22 protein-coding genes, 1 tRNA gene and 1 pseudogene are annotated in these 25,973 nt (G+C 72.6%); 15 read left to right on the top strand and 9 right to left on the bottom strand.

The window, feature by feature from the left end; genetic code table 11:
- The first annotated feature begins 286 nt into the window (after positions 1-286).
- Complete coding sequence (gene topA / locus COO58_RS04865) at positions 287-3,079, top strand: type I DNA topoisomerase (RefSeq protein ID WP_098743990.1); 2,793 nt, start codon at positions 287-289, stop codon at positions 3,077-3,079.
- Between the two features lie 114 nt (positions 3,080-3,193).
- A complete protein-coding gene (locus tag COO58_RS04860) occupies positions 3,194-4,147 on the top strand; it encodes a DUF559 domain-containing protein (RefSeq protein WP_255292521.1) in 954 nt (317 codons plus the stop codon).
- Between the two features lie 62 nt (positions 4,148-4,209).
- Here the strand turns inward: COO58_RS04860 and COO58_RS04855 are convergent, their stop codons facing one another.
- Positions 4,210-5,526, bottom strand: coding sequence for a D-arabinono-1,4-lactone oxidase (locus COO58_RS04855; protein WP_369700169.1), 1,317 nt, complete (start codon positions 5,524-5,526; stop codon positions 4,210-4,212).
- Positions 5,527-5,745: 219 nt separating this feature from the next.
- Between COO58_RS04855 and COO58_RS04850 the strand changes: the two genes are divergently transcribed.
- Positions 5,746-6,321 (top strand): TetR family transcriptional regulator, encoded by a 576-nt coding sequence (locus tag COO58_RS04850; RefSeq protein ID WP_091583544.1) that lies wholly within the window; start codon positions 5,746-5,748, stop codon positions 6,319-6,321.
- 65 nt (positions 6,322-6,386) lie between these two features.
- Here COO58_RS04850 and COO58_RS04845 read toward each other — a convergent pair whose 3' ends face one another.
- Complete coding sequence (locus COO58_RS04845) at positions 6,387-7,595, bottom strand: amino acid deaminase/aldolase (RefSeq protein WP_091583541.1); 1,209 nt, start codon at positions 7,593-7,595, stop codon at positions 6,387-6,389.
- A 307-nt stretch (positions 7,596-7,902) separates the two neighbouring features.
- Here COO58_RS04845 and tmk point away from each other — a divergent pair, with 307 nt between their 5' ends.
- The 6 genes from tmk to COO58_RS04815 all read left to right on the top strand — a co-directional run bounded on the left by tmk (position 7,903) and on the right by COO58_RS04815 (position 13,836).
- Positions 7,903-9,969 carry a dTMP kinase gene (gene tmk, locus COO58_RS04840; RefSeq protein ID WP_245667013.1) on the top strand — a complete coding sequence of 689 codons (2,067 nt, stop codon included), beginning with the start codon at positions 7,903-7,905 and terminating at the stop codon, positions 9,967-9,969.
- The gene (locus COO58_RS04835; protein ID WP_091583537.1) at positions 9,966-11,282 is read left to right on the top strand and encodes a DNA polymerase III subunit delta'; all 1,317 of its coding nucleotides are present in this window, start codon (positions 9,966-9,968) and stop codon (positions 11,280-11,282) included. Before tmk ends, COO58_RS04835 begins: the two co-directional genes overlap by 4 nt.
- A 150-nt stretch (positions 11,283-11,432) precedes the next feature.
- On the top strand, positions 11,433-11,762 hold the full coding sequence (locus tag COO58_RS04830; protein ID WP_091583532.1) for a YbaB/EbfC family nucleoid-associated protein: 330 nt from the start codon (positions 11,433-11,435) through the stop codon (positions 11,760-11,762).
- A gap of 1 nt (position 11,763) precedes the next feature.
- Positions 11,764-12,069: a hypothetical protein gene (locus COO58_RS30445; protein ID WP_091583528.1), complete on the top strand. Its 306-nt coding sequence runs from the start codon at positions 11,764-11,766 to the stop codon at positions 12,067-12,069.
- A complete protein-coding gene (locus COO58_RS04820) occupies positions 12,069-12,737 on the top strand; it encodes a hypothetical protein (protein ID WP_098743988.1) in 669 nt (222 codons plus the stop codon). The genes COO58_RS30445 and COO58_RS04820 overlap by 1 nt, the downstream gene beginning before the upstream one ends.
- A gap of 250 nt (positions 12,738-12,987) precedes the next feature.
- The gene (locus tag COO58_RS04815) at positions 12,988-13,836 is read left to right on the top strand and encodes a regulatory iron-sulfur-containing complex subunit RicT (protein WP_091583521.1); all 849 of its coding nucleotides are present in this window, start codon (positions 12,988-12,990) and stop codon (positions 13,834-13,836) included.
- 71 nt (positions 13,837-13,907) lie between these two features.
- On the opposite strand, the gene COO58_RS04810 is transcribed toward COO58_RS04815, so the two are convergent.
- Entirely contained in the window at positions 13,908-15,641 is a 1,734-nt protein-coding gene (locus tag COO58_RS04810; RefSeq protein WP_098743987.1) for a metallophosphoesterase, read from the bottom strand.
- Between the two features lie 131 nt (positions 15,642-15,772).
- Here COO58_RS04810 and COO58_RS04805 point away from each other — a divergent pair.
- Together COO58_RS04805 and COO58_RS04800 are read left to right on the top strand one after the other, a co-directional pair.
- Positions 15,773-15,846 (top strand) — tRNA-Thr (locus COO58_RS04805).
- A 373-nt stretch (positions 15,847-16,219) separates the two neighbouring features.
- The gene (locus COO58_RS04800) at positions 16,220-16,603 is read left to right on the top strand and encodes a VOC family protein (protein ID WP_091584312.1); all 384 of its coding nucleotides are present in this window, start codon (positions 16,220-16,222) and stop codon (positions 16,601-16,603) included.
- Between the two features lie 350 nt (positions 16,604-16,953).
- Here COO58_RS04800 and COO58_RS04795 read toward each other — a convergent pair whose 3' ends face one another.
- The 3 genes from COO58_RS04795 to COO58_RS04785 form a co-directional block, all read right to left on the bottom strand.
- Positions 16,954-17,574 carry a DUF4240 domain-containing protein gene (locus COO58_RS04795; RefSeq protein ID WP_098743985.1) on the bottom strand — a complete coding sequence of 207 codons (621 nt, stop codon included), beginning with the start codon at positions 17,572-17,574 and terminating at the stop codon, positions 16,954-16,956.
- Positions 17,575-17,737: 163 nt separating this feature from the next.
- Positions 17,738-17,983: a hypothetical protein gene (locus tag COO58_RS04790; RefSeq protein ID WP_245666930.1), complete on the bottom strand. Its 246-nt coding sequence runs from the start codon at positions 17,981-17,983 to the stop codon at positions 17,738-17,740.
- A 291-nt stretch (positions 17,984-18,274) separates the two neighbouring features.
- On the bottom strand, positions 18,275-18,904 hold the full coding sequence (locus COO58_RS04785) for a VOC family protein (protein ID WP_098743984.1): 630 nt from the start codon (positions 18,902-18,904) through the stop codon (positions 18,275-18,277).
- Positions 18,905-19,100: 196 nt separating this feature from the next.
- Between COO58_RS04785 and COO58_RS04780 the strand changes: the two genes are divergently transcribed.
- Positions 19,101-19,355 carry a hypothetical protein gene (locus COO58_RS04780; protein WP_098743982.1) on the top strand — a complete coding sequence of 85 codons (255 nt, stop codon included), beginning with the start codon at positions 19,101-19,103 and terminating at the stop codon, positions 19,353-19,355.
- 75 nt (positions 19,356-19,430) lie between these two features.
- Positions 19,431-19,973 carry a hypothetical protein gene (locus COO58_RS04775; RefSeq protein WP_141561856.1) on the top strand — a complete coding sequence of 181 codons (543 nt, stop codon included), beginning with the start codon at positions 19,431-19,433 and terminating at the stop codon, positions 19,971-19,973.
- Between the two features lie 22 nt (positions 19,974-19,995).
- Here the strand turns inward: COO58_RS04775 and COO58_RS04770 are convergent, their stop codons facing one another.
- On the bottom strand, positions 19,996-20,898 hold the full coding sequence (locus tag COO58_RS04770; protein ID WP_091583434.1) for an AraC family transcriptional regulator: 903 nt from the start codon (positions 20,896-20,898) through the stop codon (positions 19,996-19,998).
- Between the two features lie 86 nt (positions 20,899-20,984).
- On the opposite strand from COO58_RS04770, the gene COO58_RS04765 reads away from it, so the two are divergent.
- Positions 20,985-21,941, top strand: a complete 957-nt coding sequence (locus tag COO58_RS04765; RefSeq protein ID WP_098746100.1) for an SDR family NAD(P)-dependent oxidoreductase — start codon at positions 20,985-20,987, stop codon at positions 21,939-21,941.
- 4 nt (positions 21,942-21,945) lie between these two features.
- On the opposite strand, the gene COO58_RS04760 is transcribed toward COO58_RS04765, so the two are convergent.
- The gene (locus COO58_RS04760) at positions 21,946-22,860 is read right to left on the bottom strand and encodes a Nif3-like dinuclear metal center hexameric protein (protein WP_098743979.1); all 915 of its coding nucleotides are present in this window, start codon (positions 22,858-22,860) and stop codon (positions 21,946-21,948) included.
- Between the two features lie 285 nt (positions 22,861-23,145).
- A pseudogene (locus COO58_RS04755) lies at positions 23,146-23,592 on the bottom strand (SRPBCC family protein); the annotation flags it as partial.
- A gap of 179 nt (positions 23,593-23,771) precedes the next feature.
- On the opposite strand from COO58_RS04755, the gene COO58_RS04750 reads away from it, so the two are divergent.
- A complete protein-coding gene (locus COO58_RS04750) occupies positions 23,772-25,967 on the top strand; it encodes an acyltransferase family protein (RefSeq protein WP_091583422.1) in 2,196 nt (731 codons plus the stop codon).
- Positions 25,968-25,973: the final 6 nt, after the last annotated feature.

Genomic DNA, 25,973 nt, shown 5'->3' with positions numbered 1-25,973 from the left:
CGATCCCGGACACGCCCGGCGGTGGTTTGGGCCGGAAAACGACCGGTGCCCCCTCCGCCGGGGGTGCGCGATCGTCACAGTGACCCGCCCGGCGCCCTACCCACGGTGTACGGTGGCGCCGTCCGGCAGGGTGCGGCCGGGGCGCCGGGGGAGGCGGCCCGTTTGCCGCCCACGAAACCCGGGACGCGGACGGCGCGTTACGTTGGACATCCGGACCGCCGGCGGTCCGGAGGGGCGAAACACGGCCCGAAGCGGGCATGGCGTAGGAGTGAGGTCGGGGAGAGACGTGCCGAGCAACGCTGGAACCACCCGTCTGGTCATCGTCGAGTCACCGGCGAAGGCCAAGACGATCTCGGGCTACCTCGGCCCGGGGTACGTCGTGGAGGCCAGCTTCGGCCACGTCCGGGACCTGCCCCGCAACGCCGCCGACGTGCCGGCCAAGTACAAGGGTGAGCCCTGGGCCCGGCTCGGCGTCGACGTCGACAACGGCTTCCACGCGCTCTACGTGGTCTCCGCCGACCGCAAGCAGCAGATCAGCAAGCTGGTGAAGCTGGCCAAGGAGGTCGACGAGATCTTCCTGGCCACGGATGAGGACCGCGAGGGCGAGGCGATCGCCTGGCACCTGGTGGAGACCCTCAAGCCCAAGGTGCCGGTCAAGCGGATGGTCTTCCACGAGATCACCAAGCCGGCGATCCAGGCCGCGGTGGCGAACCCCCGGGAGATCGACCGCGACCTGGTGGACGCCCAGGAGGCGCGGCGGATCCTGGACCGGCTCTACGGCTACGAGGTCTCCCCCGTGTTGTGGAAGAAGGTCATGCCGAAGCTCTCGGCGGGCCGGGTGCAGTCCGTGGCGACCCGGATCGTGGTCGAACGGGAGCGCCAGCGGATGGCGTTCCGCACCGCCGAATACTGGGACATCCTGGCCACCCTGGCGGTGGCGAAGCCGGGCGAGGGGCCGCGTACCTTCAACGCCACCCTGGTCGCGCTGAACGGCGACCGGATCGCCACCGGCAAGGACTTCGAGCCGACCACGGGCCGCGTCCGCGCCGGCGCGGGCGTCGTGCACCTCGACGAGAGCGGGGCCCGGGGGCTGGCCGCCCGCCTCGCGGACCGGCCGTTCACGGTCACCCGGGTCGAGGAGAAGCCCTACCGTCGCCGCCCGTACGCGCCGTTCATCACCTCCACGCTCCAGCAGGAGGCGGCCCGCAAGCTGCGGTTCTCGTCGCAGCAGACGATGCGCACCGCGCAGCGGCTGTACGAGAACGGCTACATCACCTACATGCGTACCGACTCGGTGAACCTGTCGGAGACCGCCATCACGGCGGCCCGCCGGCAGATCGTCGAGCTGTACGGCGAGCGCAGCGTGCCGCCGGAGCCGCGCCGGTACACCGGCAAGGTGAAGAACGCCCAGGAGGCGCACGAGGCGATCCGCCCGGCGGGGGACAACTTCCGCACCCCGGGCGACGTGGCCAAGGAGCTGTCCGCCGAGGAGTTCAAGCTCTACGAGCTGATCTGGCGGCGCACCATCGCCTCGCAGATGACCGACGCGGTCGGCTCCAGCGTCTCGGTGCGGATCCGGGCCGTCTCCTCCGCCCAGGAGGAGGCCGACTTCGGCGCCACCGGCAAGACCATCACCGACCCGGGCTTCCTGCGCGCGTACGTCGAGTCGAGCGACGACGAGAACGCCGAGGCGGAGGACGCCGAGCGGCGGCTGCCCACGCTGGTCAAGGACCAGCCGCTGACCGCCGACGAGCTGGCCGCGCAGGGCCACCACACCCAGCCGCCCTCGCGTTACACCGAGGCGTCGCTGGTGAAGGCGCTGGAGGAGCTGGGCATCGGCCGCCCGTCCACGTACGCGTCGATCATGCAGACCATCCAGGACCGCGGATACGTGGTCAAGCGCGGTCAGGCCATGATCCCGTCGTTCCTGGCGTTCGCGGTGATCGGGCTGATGGAGCGGCACTACCCGCGTCTGATCGACTACGACTTCACCGCCAGCATGGAGAACGAGCTGGACGAGATCGCCGGCGGCGACCACGCCGCCGTCGACTTCCTCACCTCCTTCTACTTCGGCAGCGCCAACGGCACCGGCGACCAGGCCATCGCGCACGCCGGCGGGCTGAAGAAGCTGGTCACCGAGAACCTCAGCGAGATCGACGCGCGCAGCGTCAACTCCATCCCGCTGTTCACCGACGACGAGGGCCGCGAGGTCGTCGTCCGGGTCGGTCGGTACGGGCCGTACCTCCAGCGCGCGCTCCCCGGCGAACAGCAGGTTTCGACGCCGGCACCCTCGGGCGAGGGCGAGGAGGGCGGCTCGCAGGGTGACCGGGCGCCGATCCCGGAGGGCCTGGCGCCCGACGAGCTGACCCCGGAGAAGGTGCACGAGCTGTTCCTCGGCGGCGGCGGCGAGCGCAAGCTCGGCGACGACCCGTCGACCGGCGAGCCGATCCTGCTCAAGTCCGGCCGGTTCGGCCCGTACGTGGCCAGCGGCGAGCGCAAGTCGTCGCTGCTGCGCTCGCAGTCGCCGGACAGCCTCACCCTCGACCAGGCGTTGCAGCTGCTCAGCCTGCCCCGGCTGGTCGGCGTGGCCCCGGACGGCGTGGAGGTCTTCGCCAACAACGGTCGCTACGGCCCGTACGTGAAGCGGGGCGAGGAGTTCCGTTCGCTGGAGTCCGAGGACAAGATGTTCACGGTCACCCTCGACGAGGCGCTGGCCCTGCTCGCCGCCCCGAAGACGCGTGGTCGTCGCGCCGCCGCGCCGCCGCTGCGGGAGATGGGTGCCGACCCGCTGACCGAGAAGCCGCTGGTGATCAAGGACGGGCGCTTCGGGCCGTACGTGACCGACGGCGAGTTCAACGCGTCGTTGCGGCGCGGGCAGACGCCGGAGGAGCTGACGCTGGAGCAGGCGTCGGAGATGCTCGCCGAGAAGCGGGCGAAGGGTCCGGCCCCGAAGAAGAAGGCGGCGAAGAAGGCCGCCCCCGCCAAGAAGACCACAGCGGCCAAGAAGACCACAGCCGCCAAGAAAACCCCAGCGAAAAAGGCCGCCCCCAAGAAGGCGACCTCCACCCCGAAGGAATGACCCGTCCCCGAGATCTTGGAAGGAAACGGCCTCTATGGGGGCCCTTTGCTTCCAAGATCTCGTGACTGTCCACAGGGGCGGCGAGGGAGTGGCGTCGGGGGGCACCGTGGGTAGGTGGGGAACTCCTGGGCGGGGATGCGGCGGGCGCTGCCGTCGGATGACGCGGACGAATTGACCTGGCTGCTCTTCCGGCAGGAGGACGTGCTCAGCCTCCAGCAGGCACGGGCGCACTTCACCCGTAGGGCGATCCGTCACCGGGTGACGACCGGCCGGTGGCGGCAGGCGCATCGCGCGATTCTCGTCGCGCACAACGGTCCGGTCGGTCCCGCCCAGCTCCGGTGGATCGCGGTGCTGGCGGCCGGCCCCGCAGCGCTCCTGGGCGGCATGACGGCTGCTCAGGCGGGCGGCCTGCGTGGGTTCCCGGACCAGGTGGTCCACCTGCTCCTGCCCGCCACGACCCGTCGATCCCCGCTGCCGACCGGTGTCCTGGCGCACCGGGCGACCCATCTGCCCGACACCGATGTGGTGCCGGTCGCGGCGCCGCCCCGAACGGCGGCGGCCCGATCGGTGGTCGACGCGGCGCAGTGGGCGTCGACCGACACGCAGGCCCGCACGATCGTCGCGGCCGCCTTTCAGCAGCGGCTGGTGGGTGGTGACGACCTGCACGAGGTGGTGGAGCGGATGCCCAGGATCCGTCGCCGGCGTCTGATCCTGTCCACCGCCACCGATGCGGCCGGCGGTGCACACTCCCTCGGCGAACTGGACCTGCTCGGTCTCGTACGCGATGCCGGCCTGCCCGAACCGACGCGCCAGGTGATCCGTCGCGACTCCTCCGGCCGCCGGCGCTACCTCGACGCATACTTCGAGCAGTGGCGGGTGCACGTCGAGGTGGACGGCGGGCAGCATCTGGATCCGGCGCACGCCTGGGCGGACATGCGGCGGCAGAACGATCTGTGGGTCGAGGGCGACCGCGTGCTCCGCTTCCCCTCGTGGGCCCTGCGCGCCGATCCGACAGCAGTTGTCGCCCAACTCCGCGCCGCACTGAGGGCCGCCGGGTGGCCGGGATGACGACCGGAGCAGATCTTGGAAGATGAACGCCCCCTGGAGGGCCCTCCGCTTCCAAGATCTGGTCAGGAGCCGAGGACCTGGCGCAGGTAGGGGTTCGTGAAGAGGTTGTGGGGGTCCAGGCGGGTGCGGAGGGACTGGAACGCGGCGAACTTCGGGTAGGCGGTGGCCAGGGACTCCGCGTTCCGCCAGTGCAGCTTGCCCCAGTGCGGTCGCCCACCCAGCTCGGTCGCCACCTGCTCGAACGCGCGGAAGTACGGCTCGTACGGCATCCCCACGTACTGGTGCACGGCGATGTACGCGGAGTCCCGGCCGTAGGAGTGGGACAGCCAGATGTCGTCGGCGGCGGTGAACCGCACCTCGACCGGGAACAGCACCTTGAACGGCATCCGGTCCACGATCCGGCGCAGCTCGGTCAGCGCGGTGGGCAGCGCGTCGCGGGGCAGCCCGTACTCCATCTCCACGAAGCGGACCCGGCGCGGGGTGCAGAAGACGTGGTCGGAGCGGCCGGTGTAGATGCGTTCGGTGAGCGCGCGGGCGGAGACGGCGCTGATCCGGGGCGCGAGAGCGGGCACGGCGCGGCCGAGCCGGCAGGCGCCGGCGAAGACGGTGTTGGACAGGAACTCGTCGTCCAGCCAGCCGCGCCAGCGGGGCAGCGGCCGGTCGTCGGCGGGTACCCGGTCGTTGGCCTTGACCTGCACCCGGTCGGTGTAGGGGAACCAGTAGAACTCGGCGTGGTCGTGCCGCTCGTGCAGGCCCGGGAGGTCGGCGAGCACCTCGGCGAGCGGGGCCGGCCGCTCGTGCGCGCGCAGCACGAAGGCGTCCACGCAGCGCAGCGTGACCTCGACCAGCACGCCGACCGCGCCGAGCCCGACCCGGGCGGCGTCGAACACGTCGCGGTGCTCGTCGGCCGAGCAGCGCAGCACCTCACCGGTGCCGGTGACCAGCGTCAGCGCGGTCACGAAGGTGGAGAGGCAACCGAGCCTGCCGCCGGTGCCGTGGGTGCCGGTGGAGAGCGCGCCGGCGATGGTCTGGGCGTCGATGTCGCCGAGGTTGGGCATGGCCAGCCCGTGCCCGGCGAGCAGGTCGTTGAGGGTGTGCAGCGTCATCCCGGCCGGTACGGTGACCAGGCGGCGCGCCACGTCGACGGTGACGTCGGTCTCCAGGTCGGCGAGGTCGAGCCGGTGACCGTCGGCCACGGCGGTGGCGGTGAAGGAGTGGCCGCTGCCGATCGCCCGGACCGTCCGGCCGGCGGCGCCGGCCTGGCGGACCGCCTCGGCGACGTCGTCGACCGTCCGCGGACGCGTGGTGAGGAGCGCCGTGCTGTGCTGGTTGCCGGCCCAGTTGGACCAGGCGACGGGGGTACCGGTCATGACGGCCACTCCTCGACATGAATATGAACTGAATTCATATCAGGAACGTTGTGCCTGGTAAATACCGCAATCGAGCCCGGCTCGTTGTACCGGTAGTCACAGACTCGTGACGTGCAGATATGTTCATCCGTCGAAGGGGGGTGGCGCCGAGTGTCCACACCAGCCGCCACGACCGGGCCGCTGCGTCGGGTACCGGTGCAGGGTCGAAGTGTCGCGCGGGTCCAGCGGATGCTGGACGCCTGCGCCGAGCTCGTCGACGAGGTGGGGTACGAGGGGCTGACCACGACCCTGCTCGCCGAGCGTGCCGAGGTGGCGATCGGGTCGGTCTACCAGTTCTTTCCGGACAAGCGGGCGATCGTGCAGGCGTTGACGCTGCGCACCATGGAGTCCTACCTCCAGCGGCTCGACGAGCGGTTCGCCTCCGACGACCTGACCCACTGGTGGGACGGCGTCGACGCGGCGATCGACGAGTACATCTCGATGCACCGCACCGTCCCCGGTTTCCGTACCCTGCACTTCGGCGACGTGGTCGACCTGCACCTGCTGGACGACCAGCGGGACAACAACGGCGTCATCGCGGAGCAGCTCGCCCGCGTGCTCACCGAACGGTTCGGTCTGGCCGGCGTGCCCGACCTGCGGTTCCACCTGGAGGTCGCGGTGGAGGCCGCGGACGCCCTGATCAAGCTGGCGTTCCGCCGGCGCACCGACGGCGACGAGCGGGTGCTGGTCGAGGCGAAGGCGCTCATCCGGGAATACCTGCACCGGCAGGTCGACGCTCCGACGGGGGTCGTCCACCAGGGTTGAGCGGCACGCCGAGCGGCGGGTTCTGCGAGTGCGCCGGGCCCCGCCGTCGTCACGTCCCGGCCCGGTCAGAGGAAGGCCCGCCCCTCACCCCGGTAGGTGGGCACGGTCGCGACCACCGCGTCGCCCTCGACCAGGTGCACCTCGTTGACGTGCTCGCACACCTCGCCGGCCTTCGCGTGCCGGAACCACACCCGGTCGCCGACCCGCAGGTCGCTCGCGGCGTCCCCGGCCAGCGGGGTCTGCACCTCGCCCGCACCCTCGGCGCCGAGCAGCGTCAACCCGGCCGGCAGCCAGGGCCGGGGCAGCCGGCTGTCCGCCGCCGGGCCGGAGGCGATCCAACCGCCGCCGAGCACGGTGGCGATCCCCGGCGTCGGCCGGCGGACCACCGCGCAGGCGAAGAACGCCGCGGGGGTCGGCCGCCAGGCACGGTACGCGTCGAACAGCGTCGGCCCGTACAGGCCCGAGCCGGCGGTGACCTCGGTGACCGCCGGGTCCGCGCTGGTGGCGGCCACGCTGCCGGTGCCGCCGCCGTTGACGAACTCCAGGTCGGCGTGCTCGCGGACCGCGGCGACCGCCGCCGACCGGCGGGCCAGCAGTTCCCGGTACGACCCGCGCTGGGCGACCCGGATCGCCGAGCCGAGCACCGCCTTCCCGGGCGGGGCGTCGCCGAGGCCGGCGATCTGCGCCTCGTACGACATCAGGCCGACCAGCCGGAAGCCCGGCCGGCCGGCGACGGCGGCGGCGAGCGTGCCGGCCGCCCCGGCGCTGTGCACCGGGGAGCGGCGCACGCCGACGTGGACCCGACCCCGCAGCGGTCGCCAGGAGGCGTCGAGGTCGAGGCAGATCCGCAGGGCGGGGCGGCGCCCGGGCGGGCAGACCCGGTCGATCAGGTCGAGCTGCCCGGCGTCGTCGACCATCAGCGTCACCGCGTCGGCGAGGGCCGGGTCGGCGGCCAGCTCCGCGAGCGCCGCCCGGTGGGCGGTCGGGTACGCCACCAGCACGTCGTCGCTGACGCCGGTCCGGGCGAGCCAGACCGCCTCGGGCAGGGTGAAGGCCATCACACCGTGCCAGCCGGGGCGTGCGAGCGCCCGGGTCAGCAGCTCGCGGACCCGCACGGACTTGCTTGCCACCCGCAGCGGCTTGCCGCCGGCCCGGCCGACCAGCGCGTCGGCGTTGGCATCGAACGCGGAGAGATCGACCACCGCGTACGGCGGGTCGAGGTGGGCGGTCGCCCGGTCGAGACGATCGCGAAGTTCGGCACGGTCGATGGCCACGTCTGCACGCTAACTGTCTGGACGGCAATGCGAAATACCCTCGCGTCTGTCCGGGCTGCGGGCGGTGGTCCCGGCGGCCTAGGCTCGGCGAGCAGGTGAATGTCGCGGGGGGCGACGCCCTCTGCGCGACTAGAGTGTTCCACCGGGGATGCCCACATCTGGGCCGGCACGTGGAGGTACGGCCATCGAAAGCCAGAAGAACGGCGAGTCGCCCGGCGTGTCGTCGCCCGGCACACAGGCCGACCGCTCCGGGATCGCCGCCATCCGCTCGGTGCTGCGCATCCGGCCGTTCCGCCGGCTGTGGATCGTGCTCAGCGCGGCCTCCTTCGGCGACTGGCTCGGCCTGCTCGCCACCGCGCTCTTCGCCGCCTCGCAGGTGTCCGGCAGCACCGCCCAGGGCGCGGCCTTCGGCGGCGTGACCGCCATCCGGCTGCTGCCGGCGCTGGTGCTCGGCCCGGTGGCGGGCGTCTTCGCCGACCGGTTCGACCGGCGGTGGACGATGGTCATCTGCGATCTGCTGCGCTTCGTGCTCTTCGCCTCGATCCCGCTCTACGCGCTCACCGGCGCGGCCGGCGGCCTGGTGGTCGGCTGGGCGCTGATCGCCACCTTCCTGATCGAGTCGATCACCCTGATGTGGATCCCGGCCAAGGAGGCGGCGGTCCCCAACCTGATCCCGCGTACCCGGCTGGAGGCGGCCAACCAGCTCACGCTGATCACCACGTACGGGCTGACCCCGGTGGCCGCCGCCGTCGCGCTGGCCGTGCTCGACCGGGGCGTACGCGGGGCGGTCGGTGGTGACCTGCCCGACTGGGCCGAGCCGGCCCAGCTCGCGCTCTGGTTCAACGCCTTCTCCCGGCTGGCCACCGCGCTCGTGGTGGCGTTCGGGATCAAGGAGATCAGCGAGGCCCAGCGCGGCGAGGGGGAGCGCGCCGAGCAGAGCATGTTCCGCCAGTTCGCCGAGGGCTGGAAGTTCATCGGCCAGACGCCGCTGGTGCGGGGCCTGGTGCTCGGCATCTTCGGCGCCTTCGCCGGCGGCGGCATCGTGGTCGGCACGGCCAAGTTCTTCGCCAACTCGCTCGGCGCCGGCGACGCCGCGTTCTCGCTGCTCTTCGGCGCGATCTTCGTCGGTCTGGCGCTCGGCATCGGGCTCGGCCCGATGATCGTGCGGGACATGTCCCGCCGCCGCTGGTTCGGCATGAGCATCGTGCTGGCCAGCGCGTCCGTGCTGGTGCTCGCGTTCGCCATCCACCTGTCCATGGCGATCGTCGGCGCGATCCTGGTCGGCGCCGGCGCCGGCATGGCGTTCCTGGCCGGCACGACGCTGCTCGGCGGCGAGGTCGCCGACGAGGTGCGCGGCCGGGTCTTCGCGGTGGTGCAGATCGGCACCCGGCTGGTGCTGATCCTGGCCATCGCGCTGAGCAGCCTCCTGGTCGGCGTCGGCGGCTCCCGCCAGCTCACCATCGCCGACCTGGGCATCTCCATCTCGTCGACCCGGCTGCTGCTGCTCGCCGCCGGCGCGGCCGGCATCTTCGCCGGGATCAGCGCGTTCGGGCAGATGGACGACAAGAAGGGCGTACCGGTCCTCGCCGACCTCTGGGGCTCGATCCGGGGCCGCCCGCTGATGCCGGCCGAGCCGTTCGTCTCCAGCGGCCTGTTCGTGGTCTTCGAGGGTGGCGAGGGTGCCGGCAAGTCGACCCAGCTCGCGGCGCTCGCCGAGCGGCTGCGCGGCCAGGGCCGGGACGTGGTGGTCACCCGCGAGCCGGGCGCCACCGGGGTCGGCGAACGGATCCGTTCGCTGGTGCTGGGCACCACCCACGACGACGCGCCGTCGCCGCGCGCCGAGGCGCTGCTCTACGCCGCCGACCGCGCCCACCACGTGGCCACCGTGGTCCGCCCGGCGCTGGTCCGCGGCGCGGTGGTGGTCAGCGACCGCTACGTCGACTCGTCCCTGGCCTACCAGGGCGCCGGCCGGACGCTGCCGGTCGACGAGGTCTCCTGGCTCTCCTCCTGGGCCACCGGCGGCCTCAAGCCCGACCTGGTGGTCCTGCTCGACGTCGACCCGCGCACCGGTCTGGGCCGGGTGGAGTCCCGCAACGAGGGCGCCGACCGGCTGGAGGCCGAGTCGCTGGCGTTCCACGAGCGCGTCCGCTACGCCTTCCTCGACCTGGCCGCCGGCGACCCGAAGCGCTACCTGGTGCTGGACGCCTCCCGGCCGGTCGAGGAGATCGCCGACGCGGTCGCCCGGCGGGTGGACGAGTTCCTGGTCGATCCGGCCGCGATCGTGCACCCGCGCCCGGCGCAGGGCCCGGACACCTCGGTCCAGCCCGAGTTATCCGACGCGGAGCTGGTGACGATGGAGCAGACCCGCCGATGACGGACGTCTTCGGCGACCTGGTCGGGCAGGACGAGGCGGTGGCGACGCTCCGGCGGGCCGCCGCCTCGGCCGCCGCGCTGCTGCGTGCCGCCGCGCCCGTCGCGGCCCACGCGGGCGCACCGGCCGGCGCCGGGGACCCCGAGGGGCACGACGACCTCGACGCGCTCGCCGAGGAGTTCGACGAGCCCGGCGCGGACGGCCCGGTGGCTCCCCCCGCCGCCGACCCGGGCGCCGGGATGACCCACGCCTGGATCTTCACCGGGCCGCCCGGGTCCGGCCGGTCGGTGGCCGCCCGCGCCTTCGCCGCCGCCCTCCAGTGCGTCCACGGCACCGGATGCGGTCGCTGCCCGGGCTGCCACACCACGTTGGCCGGCACGCACGCCGACGTCCGGCTGGTGGTGCCCGAGGGGCTCTCCATCGGCGTCGGCGAGATGCGCGCGCTGGTGCTGCGGGCGGCGAGCACGCCGTCCGGCGGCCGGTGGCAGGTCGTCATCATCGAGGACGCCGACCGGCTGACCGAGGCCGCCGGCAACGCGCTGCTCAAGGCGGTCGAGGAGCCGCCACCGCGTACCGTCTTCCTGCTCTGCGCCCCCTCGACCCACCCGGACGACGTCTCCGTGACCATCCGCTCCCGGTGCCGGGTCGTGCCGCTGCGCCAGCCGCACGCCGGCGCGGTGGCCGAGGTGCTGGTCCGCCGGGACGGCATCGCGCCGGACGTCGCGGAGTGGGCCGCGGCGGCGGCGCAGGGGCACGTGGGCCGGGCCCGGCGGTTGGCCCGTGACCCGGAGGCGCGGCAGCGGCGGGACGCCGTGCTCGCGGTGCCGCGCCGGCTCACCGGCGTGGGCGCCGCGTTCGACGCGGCCTCGGCGCTGATCGAGGCCGCCGAGGCGGAGGCCGCCGCCTCGGTCGCGGAGGCCGACGAGGCAGAGCGGGCGGCGTTGCAGACCGCGCTCGGCGCGGGCGGCACCGGCCGGGGCGCCGCCGGCGCCATGCGGGGGGCCGCCGGCCAGCTCAAGGACCTGGAGAAGCGGCAGAAGTCGCGGGCCACCCGGGCCCAGCGGGACGCGCTGGACCGGGCGCTCGTCGACCTCGCCGGGTTCTACCGGGACGCGCTCACCATGGCGCTGCGGGCGCCGGTCGCCCCGGTGCACACCGACACCGCGGCGCTGGCCGGGGCCGGTGCGCAGAAGTGGGAGGCCGAGGGCGCGCTGCGCCGCCTGGAGGCGGTGCTCGAGTGCCGGGCGGCGATCGAGGCGAACGTCAAGCCGCGGATCGCGGTGGAGGCGATGATGCTGTCCCTCTGGCGGGGCTGACCCCACCCCACCCCGGGCCTGTCCACAGGGCATCGACAGGCGCGATTGACGTGCGGTACGGTCCGGTGATGCCGTGGTGACGAAGGCGGCACGCTCAGTAAGGGCGACGCCGGGGGCCGGCGCCGCCGACCGGCCGGGAGGAGTCCGCCGATGCCGCGGGGGGAGATCGACGAGGCCTGGGTCGAGGAGGCGGTGCGGCGCTACCGCCGCATCGAGACCCTGCAGGCCGAGTTCGACCAGGCGGTGGCCACGGTCGAGGTCACCGTCCGCTCACCCGACGGGCTCGTCGAGGTGGTGGTGACCGCTGGGGGGCGGATCACCGACGTGCGCTTCCTCGGGCCGCTGCACCAGCGCAGCCCGCGCGACGTGGCCGGCTCGGTGCAGGCCGCGGTGACCGCCGCCGCCGACGCGGCGCAGTGGGCCCGGGAGAAGCTGCACAACGAGACCTTCGCGGCCTACCGGCCGCTGGCGGGAGCCTGACATGGAGACGCTTCGCGCGCTCGCCGCCCGCCTCGACGAGGCCGGCGCGACCCTCGCCACGCTGGCCCGCACGGTGACCGCCACCGACCCGCCACACCCCGCGTTCGGCGCCCACGCCGCCGGCCGGCCCGGTGAGGTGGGGCGCGCGCTGCACCGGCAGTGGACCGCCGCCACCGCCGACCGGGCGCGCGAGGCCCAGGCCGCCGCCAACCGGCTGGCCGCCGCCGCGGCCGCCCTGCGCAGTGCCGCCGACCGTTACGCGGCGGCCGACGACGCGGTGGCCCGCCGGCTGGCCCGGGAGGCCTGATGGACGCAGTCGACCGCCTGGCAGAGCCGGGCCTCGACCTGCTCGCCCGGGTCGACGCGCTGCTCGCCGCCGGCGCGCCCGAGGGGCACCGGCTCTGGCCGTTGCTGCGCCGGATGCAGGTCCTCCCCGGTGCGGCCGTGCGCGAGTTCCTCGACCTGCACCCCGCGCCGCTGACCGGCGCCGGCCACGCCGTGCGCCGGCTCGTCCGGGGCTACGACGACACCTGCGCCCTGCTCACCGACCAGGTCGCCTGGTCCGGGTCGGCCGCCGCGGCCTACGACGAGGCCCGTGGCGCACTGCTGCGGCACCTCGACGAGGGGCCGGAGAGCCTGGTCGGGCGGCTGGAGTCCACCGCGGGCTACGCCGACGCGCTGGCCGGCTGGGTGGAGAGCAGCCGGGCCGCCCTGGCCCGGGTGCTCGCCGAGGTGCTGGGTTCGGCCGAGGCGGTCACCGTGCACGCGGCCGGTCGGCCGGGCGGCGAGGCGGGCCGGGTCGGGGCGTCGGCGGCGGCGGAGATCGCCACCCGTGTGCTCTCGGTGCTCGGTGTGGCCTACGACGGCGCCGAGACGCTGCTGCGCCAGTGGGGGCCGAGCCTGGCCGAGACGACGTGGCGGGACCGGGCCGCCACCGCGCCGCGCTACGGCGGCACCACCCGGATCGGCTACTGACGGTCCACGGCGTCGCGCGCCGATCCGGCCGTGGCCGGGCACCGGCGGCGACGCCGTGGCCTTCCCCTGCACCCCCCGCAGGTATGCCTTCACTCAACGCGGTCGGCCGGGGTTTGTCCCGCACCCGGCCCAGGATTCAGCCGTCCGGGCGAGGCGCGGGAGGCGTTTCGGTCGGGTCGATCGGGATGGATCGCTGCGCCGGGTGACCGGACGGCGACCGGTCGGCGTACCTCCGCGTAGGGTGGGGCGCATGGGCATGCTCTGCGCGGTCAGCTTCAACCGGTACGGGCGCCTCTACTACCTGGACCCGGGCGAGCTGCGCCCACAGGTGGGCGACCGGGTGCTGGTGCCCACCGACGAGGGGCCCGAGGTGGCCGAGTGCGTCTGGGCCGCGCAGTGGGTCACCGAGGACACCGAGGGTTTCCCCAAGCTGGCCGGGCTGGCCGGCGACGACGACATGCGCCGCGACGAGCTGCTGCGCCGGCGCAAGGCCGAGGCCAAGGTGGCCGCCAAGCGGCTGATCCGCGAGCACGGCCTGCCGATGAAGGTGGTCGCCGTCGACCACGTGCTCGCCACGCCGGAGAACGGCAGCGACCGCACCACGATCTACTTCACCGCGCCGCACCGGGTGGACTTCCGCTCGCTGGTGCGCGACCTGGGCGCGACGCTGCACTGCCGGGTCGAGCTGCGGCAGCTCTCCGCCCGCGACTCCGCGCGGGTGCAGGGCGGCATCGGCTCCTGCGGGCGCGACCTGTGCTGCGCCACCTTCCTCACCGACTTCGAGCCGGTGACGATCCGGATGGCGAAGGACCAGGACCTGCCGCTCAACCCGTTGCGGATCTCCGGCGCGTGCGGGCGGCTGATGTGCTGCCTGAAGTACGAGCACCCGCTCTACCAGCGGTTCCAGGAGTCCGCCCCGGCGGTCGGCAGCCGCGTCTCCACCCCCGAGGGTGAGGGCAAGGTGGTCGGCCACAGCGTCCCGCGGGACGCGGTGACGGTCCGGCTGGACGCCGACGGCTCCCGCTGCCAGTGCAGCCGCGCCTCCGTCTGCGCCCCCCGCCAGGCCCACGACCAGCACTACAACACCCCCTCCTCCTAGGTGTTGACCATGAAGTTGGCGGCAAAGTTGATCGCTTTCCGTGCCGCCAACCTCATGATCAACGCGCTTGGTCAGCGGAGGGTGACGGGGGGTTCGGCCAGGCGAGGGGTCAGGGGGGTCTTCGGGGTCAGCCAGGGGGCGGTGGGGGAGTCGTCCGGGTTGAGCTGCCAGGCGTGGGCCACCCGGTCCAGCGCGATCGGGTAGATGGTCAAGCTGCCGTCCGGGTCGATCCGGAACCGGAGGAACGCCTTCGAGTCCTCGATGCCCTGGGCGGCGAACAACTCGTTCAGGTTGACCCCGAACGCGCCCGCCACCAGCAGGTAGAGCGCCACGACCTGGCTGGCGACCAGCCCACTTGCCGGACCGTAGAGGACGACCGCGGCGACCGCCGGCCACGGCCACGGCCAGTCGTAGAACGGCAGGTGCAGCCAGACCCAGGTGCCACCGGCCGCCAGCGCCACCTGCGCCACCCCGTGTGTCACGCCGAGGATCCAGTGCCGGGCGTGCCGTTTCCCGCCCGCGCTGGGCGGCTTGGCGAAGAACGCCGCACCCAGCAAGGTCACCACCAGCATCGCCACCAACGGCACGCTGAACAGCCGCTGCGCGGTGGAGTCGGCCCGCTGCGCGGCCACCCCGGCCATCGCCAGCATGAGCAGCGTGTGCACCGTGCCGAGCAGCGTGGTGAAGCCCGGGTTCCGGAACGGCAACCGGCCGAAGATGCCCCAGCCGTACCGCCGGGAACGGGCCCGGTCCGGGTAGCGGGCGGCCAGGTCGTACTCGCGGGTGCGGCTGGCGCGCCGGGTGAGCGTGTCGCGCGGCGGCACCTCCAACCGCTCCGGCAGGTGGTGGGTGGGGTAGAGGTAGGCGCCGCCGCCACCGCAGGTGATGAGCTGCCGCTCCGGGCCGGCGTAGCGGGCGTAGTGGTGCAGGTCGCCGGAGACCAGCACCCGTACCTGCGCCCCGGTGGGCGCGACGATGGTCCGGATGAAGTAGTCGATCGAGTCGTACGCGTTGGGGTGGTCGACGGCCTTGACCCACGTCGGCGCCGGCACCGCCAGGATCACCTTGGACCGCGGGGTGAGCTTGCGGGCGACCTGGTCGAAGTAGGTGAGCTGCGGATCGTCCAGGTACGACCCGGACTGGTCGTCCAGGCCGAGCAGCCACCAGTCCGCCGGCAGTTCCACGGCGAAGTACGAGCGGGACTGGCCGGTGCCCCAGCCGGCGAAGTGCCGGTCCCGGGAGCGCACGAACAGCCGTAGGAACGCGGTGAGTCCGTCGTACCAGTCGTGGTTGCCCGGCACCGCGAAGAGCGTCGGCCGCTCCGGCGGGGCGACCGGCAACGCCGCCTGGTAGGGACCCTTGCACCGGTCCTCGTACGCCTCGTAGCCCGCCGACGGGTAGACCTGGTCGCCGCCCATCACCAGCGTCTGCGCGCGGGGCAGCCGGTGCCCGTCCACCGTCAGCTCCGGCTGCGCCACCAGGTACGCGATCGAGTAGGTGGCGTCGAAGCCGTCCCCCAGGTCGGCCACGTAGTCGAGCCAGAGCCCGCCGTCCGGCCCGACCTGCCGGAACGTGTCGTCGCCGAAGGCGTTCTGCAGCTCACGCTTGTCCAGGTACGCGCCGAACAGCATGGCGAGCAGCGTCCGCAGGCCGGTGCTGATCAGCAGCAGCGGCGCGAGCCAGGGGACCGGTGGGCGCGGGGTGAAGCCCAGCTCCCGGGGGTCCATGCTCAGCGGCCGGCGGGAGGCCCGCTCGCCCGGGTGCGCCGCGGGGGACGGTCGGGGTGGTTCGTGGTCCTCGCTCACCCGCCGCAGGGTAGTCCGGTCCGGACGGGAAGTCTCTCCCGTACTCGGGCAGATGTGCCCGATGTCCGGTTCTGGTGCGGGGGTATCCCGTTCGGCTTCCGGCGGGGCGTGCCGTACACTTGACGATCGTTGCCGCCTTAGCTCAGTCGGCTAGAGCGACGCACTCGTAATGCGTAGGTCGACGGTTCGATTCCGTCAGGCGGCTCGGTACAGAAGCCCAGGTCATCGGCCTGGGCTTCGCCGTTTCTCAAGGTCCACGAGACCGCCGCCGGGCGTGCCGGTCCGCAGATGGTCCGCATCCCGCGCCGCGACTGCTGGCCGGTTGGGGACGGCGTCCAGGTCGTCACCGAACAGGCCCGCGTACACGTCCATCGCGACGAGGAAGCCGCGGCGTACGTCAAAGCCATGGAGAAACTCTGGATGGAGGCGGCTACGCGAGGATGCTCGCAAGCTCATCGTGCGGGCGGCTCACGCCGTCGGAGCTAGTCGCTCGATCGCCTGGCGGACGCGTGGGGCAGACCGGGGAGCAGGGGATCTCGCCGATGACAGCCAGTCGCGGGCCCCCGTACCTTGGCGTCATGGCGACTCTTTGGACCTTGGGATGCGATGCCGACGATCCGCAGCGGATAGCTGCCTTCTGGGCGCTCGCCCTCGGCTATGTCAAGGAACCTGGCTTCGACGAGCCCGACAACGCCTCCATCGTCGACCCGGACGGCCAAGGCCCTGCCATGAGCTTCCTGAAGGTGCCCGAGGGCAAGTCCAGCAAGAACCGCATGCATATCGACCTCCGGGTGGCCGGTCCAGGCCCCTGGGACATGGCCGAGCGGGCACGACTGATCCAGCAGAAGGTCCCCGCGTTGGTATCCGCCGGCGCGACGGTAATCCGGGAGGAGTGGTACGGCGACGTGCTCGGTCACGTCGTCATGCAGGACCCCGAGGGCAACGAGTTTTGCGTCGCTTGACGCCACGGCCAGCGCCCGCGATTGGGTATCCAGATCTGCTGCCACTCGCGCATGTCGCAGATCGCCTGGCGTGTCGCACGTCAGCCGACGGAGGACACGCAGTACCTACGTTGCGTTGCGGAATTCCGCTTTATCGGATCAAGGCGGCCCGCAAAGCGGGCCGCGCCGGCCCGGCCCCGGCCTGCTGGCGACCTCCGGCCGGCATCGGCCGGGCCGGCCGGCCACGCTTCGGGATTGCCAGACGTTGAAGACCTCGGGGCGCTGCCCCGAACCCCGGCCCTCCTCAGAGATGCCGCCTGCCCGACGAGGAGATCCGCACTATCGCTTCTGCCCAGCCCAGCACCCGCCGATCAGGGCTTCACGTATTGCTGGCGGGGGAACATGCGCGCGAGGCGCGGCAGACGTTGTTCGATCTGGGCGAGGCTGTCGCTGTTCCAGGGTTGATCGGTTGGTTCCGGGTCGGAGTACGTGCGGTGGCCCCGGGCATCCAGCGCTTCTTCGAGGCTGTCTTCACGCCCGGTGATGTGGTCGTAGGCGCGGGGTGCCACGTAGGCGAGTTCTTCCCAGTGCGGCCATTCCGCGTTGGGCCATTCACGGGGGCTGCTGCCGGCGAGCGCACGAACGGCGGGCAGGTCGGCGAGGTTGTCGGGGTTTTGGGCGGCGTGATGCCACCAGCGCTGCCCCTGGCCGATGAGCCATGGTTGGAAGTACCAGAACGCGTCGCTGCTACAGAGGCCGTCCATGATCTGGTTGGCCGCGCCCCACATGGCGTAGGTGTCGATCGGGCGACGTGCAGCCTCTAGGTGGAGCTGGAAGTCCGCGATGTGGTCAAGAGAGACGTGGCTAAGTCGGTATGCCAACCAGTCGAGCCTTTGGGCCGGGTCGGTCGTCTCCGCGGCTGACCGCTCCAGGAACTGCCAGAATTCCGCCATGTTCACGTCGAGGACGGTAGCGGTCTGGCCGTCGCGCATCTAGCGCTGGTTGCCCTATGGCCCAGGACCCGGCCATACAGCCATCTGTACAGCCAAGCCCGCCCGCCGACCCGGACAGTGGCCGACAATGACGGACAGGCTGACCAGGGCGCAGTCACCCGACCAGCCATCCCTGATCTTCTTCTGACCTCCAGGCCGTAGCTCAGTTGAGCAGTCCCGGAAACCGCTCCTGAAGTTTGGCCATCACCCTGGATAGCCCGGTGTCCAAGTCGTCGCCGTCCCACCGCACGAATTCCCCGCCCAGCGGCTTGCCCGAAACCAGAACGGTCCAGCGCCCGCGTTCGCGCTCGCCGTCCATCTTGACGATGGCGACCAGGCCGTGATCCCCGAGCTGGACCAGCAACTCCGTCAGGCACTCATCCAACCCCATAGCCGCGTATTCGATCACGACGGCTCAGGGACGTGCAGTCCGCATCTGGTCCGCAAGAGGCCGATGGACGGTGGGGGAGTGATGAGAGGTGCCGAGAGGCATTTCCGCTGCTAGGAGCCCATCCGCGCAGCTCGTCGGGTTGCCCATCTTGATCTCGTAATGCGTAGGGCGACGCTTCGATTCCGTCAGGCGGCTCGGTGCAGAACCCCAGGTCATTGGCCTGGGCTTCGCCGTTTCTCAAGGTCGACAGCGGGCTCGTCAAGGCTGTGGACCGGTGGTGTCGGGGCTGGAAGTGTGATCGGGACGGCGCTACTCGCGGCCGACCCAGGTGGCGACGCATGCCTCGTTGCCCTCGGCGTCGGCGAGGATCCACCACTTCGGCGCGTGCGCGTCGGAGACGAGGTGGCCGCCCGCGGCCAGGGCGGCGGCGACGCGGGCCTCGGCTTGTTCGTGCGGGACGGCGACATCGAGGTGCATGCGGTTGCGTTGTGGACGCGCCTCGTCCATCTTCTGCACCCCGATGCCTGGGCCGCGGCGTGCCGGGTCGGCCAGGTAGTCGTCGCCGATCTGGCGGTAACCGAGCAGCGCCCGCCAGAACGGCAGCACGTTCGCGCTGACGAGTACGTCGAGGGTGACGTTGATGAGCTGCACGGCGGTCGGGTCGGCGGGGATGTCCAGTGCCCTGGCGGCGGCCGAGATCCGGCGGGCCAGCCCGATGTCGCGCCGGGACAGGGACACGGTGACGCCGGTGGGGCGCAGGTCGATACTCAGGTATTGCTGCTCGGTCTCGCCGGCGAGCTGACCGATCTCGTCGACGAGCGCAACGCCGTCGGCCAGCGAACCGGTCCGGAAGTGGGCCGAGACCAGGTGGTAGAGGGACCGCCAGTCCTCGACACCGTCGGCCTCGTGGAACTGCCCGGCGGTGATCTGCTCAGTCATGCCAGCGAAGCTAACAGGGCCGCTGGTGGCCGGGTCAGCGGCCGTGACCGCGATGTCGAGGCTCATTCCGTACTCCCGACGGGTCGGATCATGGTCAGTGCAGGAGGCTTCTGCCCGGTTGCGGGCCGGGCCGGCGGCGAGGGCAGCCGGATCGACCGTATCGACGCCGGTCGGCGTGGTCTGGGATCGTGGCCGCATGGAGAGCGTGGATCCGGGCGGGCCGCTGACCGACGCGGAGGTCCGGGAGCTGGTGCGGTTGCTGGCCCGGTTCGCGTCGCACGATCTGGACCAGTGGGAGAACTGGCGTGTCGACACCCCGCACGGTCCGGTGTTCATGTCCCTCAGTCGCACGGTGCTGCCGGACTGGCCGGAGGACGCGTTCGTCCCGATCTGGCCCCCGCCCGCGGACCGTCGCCACGGTTGGACGCCACAAGCAGACCTACAGGGTTAGCCGATCAGGCTGACCGCCGCGCCGGCGAGGGCCGGAGGCCTGCCCGTGCCCGCCCGATGGGCGATCATGGATGGCGTGCAGGACACGGTCGCCGTAGCGCTGATCACCTCCATGTCCACTCTGGCCGCCGCCGGCATGACCGGGGTGATCGGTGCGTGGGCCGCCCGTCGCCAGGTCACGAGCCATCTCACCGGGGGTCGGGAGGAGCGGGCGGAGCAGCGGGCGACGGAGAGGGCGCAGCGGCGCCGGGACGCGTACGTCGGGTTCCTCGGCGCGTGCGACCAGGCGTACCGCAGTCTCGACCGGAACTGGCGGCAGGAGAGTGGGGCGGGCCACGGGGAGACGTACCAGGCGCTGCGGGGTCTCGACGAGGCGTACAACATCGTCCTGCTCGAAGGGCCGGAGGAGGTCGCCCGGGAGGCGGAGCTGGTCACCGCGAGCATCAACGGCGAGTCCCGTGAACAGCGGCGGCTGGTCGGCGAGGCCGCCGCGGAGTCGGACGGCGTTGCGCCGGCTGACGTCCACGGGCCGTGGCGACGTACCGCGATCGAGGAACGGGCGAGGCGCCGGGACTCCTTCGTCGACGCGGCCCGGGCTGCCCTGGAGCAGACCAGGTAGCGCGGGAGATCGTCGGCGGGCGTCAGGCCGTCCGGTTCCGGTACGCCCGGGGCGAGAGCCCGGTGACCCGCTTGAACGCCACGCTCAGCGCGCTCTCCGAGCCGTACCCGACGGCGCGGGCGATGGTGGCCACGGTGTCCTCGGAGCGGCGGAGCCGGTCGGCGGCCAGCTCGATCCGCCACCCGGTGAGGTATTCCAGCGGGCCGCACCCGACCACCTGCTTGAACCGGGCGGCCAGGGTCGAGCGGGACACGGTGGCGGAGCGGGCCACCGCCGCCACGGTCCACGGCCGTTCCGGGTGGGCGTGCATCGCCCGCAGGGCCGGGGCCACCACGGGGTCGGTCAGACCGGCCAGCCAGCCGGACGGGGTTCCCCGGTCGAGGTGCAGGCGCAGGATCCGGATCAGCATGACCAGCGCGAGGTGTTCGGCGACCAGCCGTCCGCCGGGGCGACCCTGGCGGAGTTCGGCGTCGATCTCCCCGACCGCCCACCTGACGGTTTCCGCCTCCTTCGTCGTCGCGGGCACGTGGATGACCGGTGGAAGGCCGTCCAGCAGCAGGTCACGGGAACGGTCGGTGAAGGAGAACGCGCCGCCGACCAGCAGGACCTCGTCGCCGGAGCCGGCCCGGGCCGGCCCGTCGGCCGCCGCCCGGAAGATCGGTCCGGCCGGTTCGGCCGGCACGTCGGGGTCGCTGGCCAGGGTGTAGCCGACCGGCCGGGTCAGCAGGAAGCAGTCGCCCTCGTCGAGCGGCACCGGCTCCGGCGCGGCGTCCACCCGCAGCAGGCAGCGTCCGCGCCGTACGGCGTTGAACTTGACCCCGGTCGGCGGGTCGAAGCGCACCGCCCAGCGCCCGCCGGCGGACAGGGCGGCCGAGACGTGGCTCGTCGTGTCGAGCAGCGCGAGCACGTCGTCCAGCGGATCCACGCGACCTCCCTCCCTGGACGCCCGCTAAAGAGTGGCGGATTCCAGAGTACGGACAGTCCAGCGGTCCCGCCCCTAGCGTGGAGGTCATGACAGAGACCTTCCGACTGAGCACCCCGTTCACGGCCCGCACCACGGCGGCCGAGATCCTCGACGGCGTCGACCTGACCGGCCGCCGCATGATCGTCACGGGCGGAGCCTCCGGTATCGGCACCGAGACGGTCCGGGCGCTCGCCGGCGCGGGCGCGGAGGTCACGGTCGCCACCCGTGCTCCGGCCCGGGCGGAGCCGCTGGTGGCGGAGTTCGCCGGCCGCGTCCACGCCGCCGCGCTCGACCTGGCGGACCTGACCTCGGTGGACGCGTTCCTCGCCGGCTGGGACGGCCCGCTGCACGCGCTGGTCGCCAATGCGGGCGTGATGGCGATTCCCGCCCGGCAGCTCACCGCCGAGGGGTGGGAACTCCAGTTGGCCACCAACTACCTGGGCCACTTCGCGCTCGTCCGGGGCCTGCACCCGCACCTGCGGGCGGCCGGGTCGGCCCGGGTGGTGCTGGTCAGCTCCGGCGCGCACCTGCGGGAGGCGTTCGACTTCGACGACCCGCAGTTCGAGCGGCAGCCGTACGACACCTGGGCCGCGTACGGCCGGTCGAAGACCGCCGAGGTCCTGCTCGCGGTGGGTATCGCCCGCCGGTGGGGTGGCGACGGGATCACCGCCAACGCGTTGAACCCGGGCTTCATCACCACGAACCTCCAGCGCCACATGGACGACGAGACGCTGCGCGCCTTCGGGGCGATGGACGAGGCGGGCAACCGCATCGAGCAGCCCTACTACAAGACGACCGCCCAGGGGGCGGCGACGTCCGTGCTGCTCGCCGCGTCGCCGCTGGTCGAGGGCGTCACCGGTCGTTACTTCGACGACAACCAGGAGGCCGACGTGGTCGCCGGCGGTCCGGAGGCGACCGGCGGGGTGGCGGCCCACGCCGTCGACCCGGCCGCCGCCGACCGGCTCTGGGAGTACGCGGAGGCGGTGCTCGCCGGCCGCCGGTGACCGGTCACCGCCACCAGCGCGGTTCCCGGATCGGGTGCAGGGTGAGCCCGAGCTCCTCGGCGAACCAGCGACGCAACTGGGTCTCGACGACCAGGTGCTCGCTGGCCGCGTGGGAGACCCCGATCAGGGTCATGCCGGTGGTGGCGGCGAAGGCCCGGACGGCGGCGAACTTGCTCCGCCCGTACTCGCCCTCGATCCGGACGTGCAGCTCGCCGGTGAGGTACGCCTGCGCGCCGAGTCGTTCGGCGAGCGCCATCTGCTCGACGTGGTCGCCGATGCCGCCGACCACCGCCACCCGGGTCACGACGTCCCGGGTGGCGCCCTCCACCTCGACGGCGGTCACGCCGAACAGCTCCCGCGCCCGCCGCACGAGCGCGGCGGAGCTGACCGGTGGGACGTCGGCCACCAGCCCGGCGTGGCCGTCGCCGTACGGCCAGAACCGGTCGACGACGGTGCCGTCCAGCGCCTCCACCACGGCGGCGGCCGTCCCGACCCGCAGCGAGACGTCCATCGGCGCGTGGCAGGAATACAGGGAGAGCCCTCGTTCGGCCACGGCCCGCAGCCGCGCCGGGTCGATGGGTACGAAGCCCTCCGCCCAGGTGTCGTCCTCCGGGGAGCCGTTGCGGACGTCGATGGGGTGGTGGGTGACCAGCAGGTCACCCGGCTCGGCCACGGCCAGCCAGGCGTCGAGCACCTCGGCCGACGGGAAGCAGGCGCCGTACACGGTTCCGACGTCGGGCCGTCCGCGCCGCATCAACCCGTTGAAACGCTCGGCGAACCTGGGCTCGACGAAGCCCCGCCAGTCGGTGCCGACCTCCTCGTGGACGCGGGGCAGGTGGCGGGCCATCGCGGTGTCCGGCGGCGCCGTGTCGAGTTCGAACAGGCGGTCCAGGGCGGCGACGATCCGGTCGAGATCCACGCCCCGGAGTCTCGCCGCCCGCGGCGGGAGCGGCAAGCGTGAATACGCGGAACGAAGCGGGCCCGGCGGGCACGGCCACGCGGCCGGTCCGCCGGGCCCACTCCGGCAGGGAGGAAGAAAGGTCTATCGCGGGCTGTCGGCGCCCCGCGAGGCCGGGATCCGAGCCGTCGCCTCCTCGGGCTCGGTCTCCGGCGGCGGCGGTTCCTCGTCGGTGTCCGCACGGTGCCGCGCCGCCGGATCGGGCAGGTCGGCCTCCTCGGACGGGTCGGGGAGGCCGCCCGGAGCGATCGTGCCGCGCCACCCGCCGGACTCCACCTGCCGGCCCTCGATGTACTCCTTGAACCGCGCCAGGTCGGACTCGGCCTGCCGGTCCACCAGGTGCAACCGCTCGCCGGCCTGCTCGACCAGCCCCTCCGGCTCGTACTCCAGGAGCAGGTGGACCTGGGTGCGTTCGGTGTCGAGCGGCGCGAAGCGGACCGTGCCCGCGTTGGTGGTGCCGTCGGTGGCCGCCCAGGCCACCGTCCGGTCCGGCACCTGCTCGACGATGGTGGCGTCCCACTCGCGTTGCACGCCCGCGATCTCGGCGATCCAGTGCGTCCGCCGGTCGTCCAGCTGGCGCACCTCGCGCACGCCACCCATGAACCGGGGAAACTCCTCGAACTGGGTCCACTGGTTGTACGCGGTGGTGACCGGCACGTCGACGTCGATGGACTTCTCGACCTTCCTGGTCATGACCACTCCTTTGCGTCCCGTCGTCTGCACCGGGATCGGTACCCCCGCAGATCAGGCCTAACCGGACGCCCGCCGAATGTCTCGACGGGGCCGCCGACGCGGATCGACCACAATTGCCCGCTCACCTGACGAGCCGCTATCGTTCCCTGGCCAGTGCCCTGAGACTTTTGAGGACCGCGATGACTTCCCCGGAGTTGACGAGAGTTGCCGCACGGGAAGGTCTCCCCCTCGAGGGGTCTGGTGTCCCGGCCCCCAGAGCGGGCGCGGCGTCCGGACACGAGCCGCGGCGGGAGTCGACGCCCAGCCGCTTCCGGGCGGACGTCGCCGGGCTCCGTGCCGTGGCGGTCGGGCTGGTGCTGCTCTACCACGCCGGGTGGTCGTTCCTCCCCGGCGGCTTCGTCGGCGTGGACGTCTTCTTCGTGATCTCCGGCTTCCTCATCACCGGGCAGATCGTCAACGAGATCGAGCGGACCGGCCGGCTCTCCCTGATCGGTTTCTACGCACGGCGGGCGAAGCGGATCCTGCCCGCCGCGACGGTGGTGCTCGCGGCCACCGCGGCGGCGGTGTGGCTGTTCGTGCCCCGTAGCGACTGGCAGGTCATCGGCGGCGACATCGCCGCCGCGGCGGTATACGTGGTCAACTGGCGCTTCGCCGACCGCGCCGTCGACTACCTCGCCGCCGACAACGCCGTGACCTCGCCGGTGCAGCACTTCTGGTCGCTGGCCGTCGAGGAGCAGTTCTACCTGCTCTGGCCGTTGCTGATCGTGCTGGCGATCCTCGCGGCGCGCACGCTCCGGCGGTCGAACGTGCGTCCGGTCCTCTGGGTCGGTCTCGCGGTCCTGGCGGTGCCGTCGTTCGTCTGGTCGATCCTGGAGACGGCGAACTCCCCGGCGCGTGCGTTCTTCGTCTCCACGACCCGGCTGTGGGAACTCGCCGTCGGTGCGGGCATCGCGCTGATCGCGGTCCGGGCAGCGCGGATGCCGCGGGCGGCGGCGCTCGTCCTGGGATGGCTCGGGCTCGCCGCGATCGTGGCGGCGGCGCTGCTGGTGACGGCGAAGACGGCATGGCCCGGGTACGCGGCCGCGCTGCCCACGCTCGGCGCGGCGGCGGTGATCGCGGCGGGTGCGGCGGCGGGCTCGCGTGGTCCGGTCCTGCTCCTCGGCACGAGTCCGTTCCGGTGGGTCGGTGACCTGTCGTACTCGCTCTACCTGTGGCACTGGCCGATGCTCGTCGTGGCCGAGGCCTACTGGGGGAACCTGTCGTTGACCCGGGGCCTGCTGGTGGCGGCCGCGTCGGTCGTGCCCGCCTGGCTCACCTTCCGACTGGTGGAGAACCCCCTCCGCTACTCGCGCAAGATCTCCACCTCGCCGCGTCTCGCGCTGAGTCTCGGCGGCAACTTCACCCTGGCCGGGATCTGCGCCGGCCTCGCCCTGCTCCTGATCGGCGCGTGGGCGGCCGCGGCGACGCCGACCAAGAACCGGTACGCGCCGGGTGCCGCGTTGCTGTCGACCACCCCCGGCATCGCCCCGATCGGTCCGGTCCCGGAGCAGTTCGATGTCATCACGCCGGATCCGCTGCGGATCCGGCAGGGTTTTCTGGACGTGCCCGACACCAAGAAGGACAAGTGCTTCCAGGAGGTCCTCGGCGCCGAGGTCCTGTCCTGCACCTACGGCAACCCGAACGGGGCGACCACCGTCGCCCTGGTGGGTGACTCGAAGATGGACCAGTGGCTGCCGGCGTTCCAGGTGCTCGCCGAGCAGAACGACTGGAAGGTGGTGGTCAACGCCAAGGCGGGTTGTGCGTTCACCAGCGCCCAGGTCATGAAGGGCGACGGGTCCGGGCTGCCCAACGCCGACTGCATCGAGTGGAACCGGACGCTGCTCGACAGGCTGGTTCAGGAGCGCCCGGACTACGTGGTCACCTCCCAGTCCGCGGCGACCGCCCTCGACGCGGCCGGCAAGGGGCCGACGGTCGACGCGATGATCGCGGGCGTCCGGTCGTCGTGGAAGAAACTCCAGTCCGCGGGGGTCAAGATCGTCGTGATGGCCAACAACCCCTACCCGGGGCCGGCCGTGCCGTGCGCCGACAAGAACCGGAAGCGCCTGTCGGCCTGCGCGTTCGACCGCGCGCGCCACGACCAGGACCCGTCCTACCAGATGCAGCGGAAGGCGGTGGCCGGGCTGCCCGGGGTCAAGATGATCGACCTGTTCGACGCTCTCTGCCCGACGGACCGGTGCCCGGTGGTGTTCGGCAACGTCCTCATCTACCGCGGAGGTTCGCACATCGGCGCGGCCTACGTCCGGACCACGGCCCCGCACCTCGCCCGGGCGTTGTCGGACGTCGGGGTGCCGACACGTTTCACGCCACCCAGCTGACCGACC

Origin of the sequence: Micromonospora sp. WMMA1996 (assembly GCF_002573675.1) — a bacterium.
Lineage (GTDB): Bacteria > Actinomycetota > Actinomycetes > Mycobacteriales > Micromonosporaceae > Micromonospora > Micromonospora sediminicola.
Note: the sequence above shows the minus strand (reverse complement) of the source record. Positions and strands in the feature narration are given on the sequence as shown.

Excerpts from the sequence above, each read along its gene's own strand:
- COO58_RS04850 (WP_091583544.1), top strand. The coding sequence starts at position 5,746 with ATGCTGGACGCCTGCGCCGAGCTCGTCGACGAGGTGGGGTACGAGGGG.
- COO58_RS04835 (WP_091583537.1), top strand. The coding sequence starts at position 9,966 with ATGACGGACGTCTTCGGCGACCTGGTCGGGCAGGACGAGGCGGTGGCG.
- COO58_RS04830 (WP_091583532.1), top strand. The coding sequence starts at position 11,433 with ATGCCGCGGGGGGAGATCGACGAGGCCTGGGTCGAGGAGGCGGTGCGG.
- COO58_RS30445 (WP_091583528.1), top strand. The coding sequence starts at position 11,764 with ATGGAGACGCTTCGCGCGCTCGCCGCCCGCCTCGACGAGGCCGGCGCG.
- COO58_RS04820 (WP_098743988.1), top strand. The coding sequence starts at position 12,069 with ATGGACGCAGTCGACCGCCTGGCAGAGCCGGGCCTCGACCTGCTCGCC.
- COO58_RS04815 (WP_091583521.1), top strand. The coding sequence starts at position 12,988 with ATGGGCATGCTCTGCGCGGTCAGCTTCAACCGGTACGGGCGCCTCTAC.
- COO58_RS04800 (WP_091584312.1), top strand. The coding sequence starts at position 16,220 with ATGGCGACTCTTTGGACCTTGGGATGCGATGCCGACGATCCGCAGCGG.
- COO58_RS04795 (WP_098743985.1), bottom strand. The coding sequence starts at position 17,574 with ATGCGCGACGGCCAGACCGCTACCGTCCTCGACGTGAACATGGCGGAA.
- COO58_RS04785 (WP_098743984.1), bottom strand. The coding sequence starts at position 18,904 with ATGACTGAGCAGATCACCGCCGGGCAGTTCCACGAGGCCGACGGTGTC.
- COO58_RS04780 (WP_098743982.1), top strand. The coding sequence starts at position 19,101 with ATGGAGAGCGTGGATCCGGGCGGGCCGCTGACCGACGCGGAGGTCCGG.
- COO58_RS04765 (WP_098746100.1), top strand. The coding sequence starts at position 20,985 with ATGACAGAGACCTTCCGACTGAGCACCCCGTTCACGGCCCGCACCACG.
- COO58_RS04750 (WP_091583422.1), top strand. The coding sequence starts at position 23,772 with ATGACTTCCCCGGAGTTGACGAGAGTTGCCGCACGGGAAGGTCTCCCC.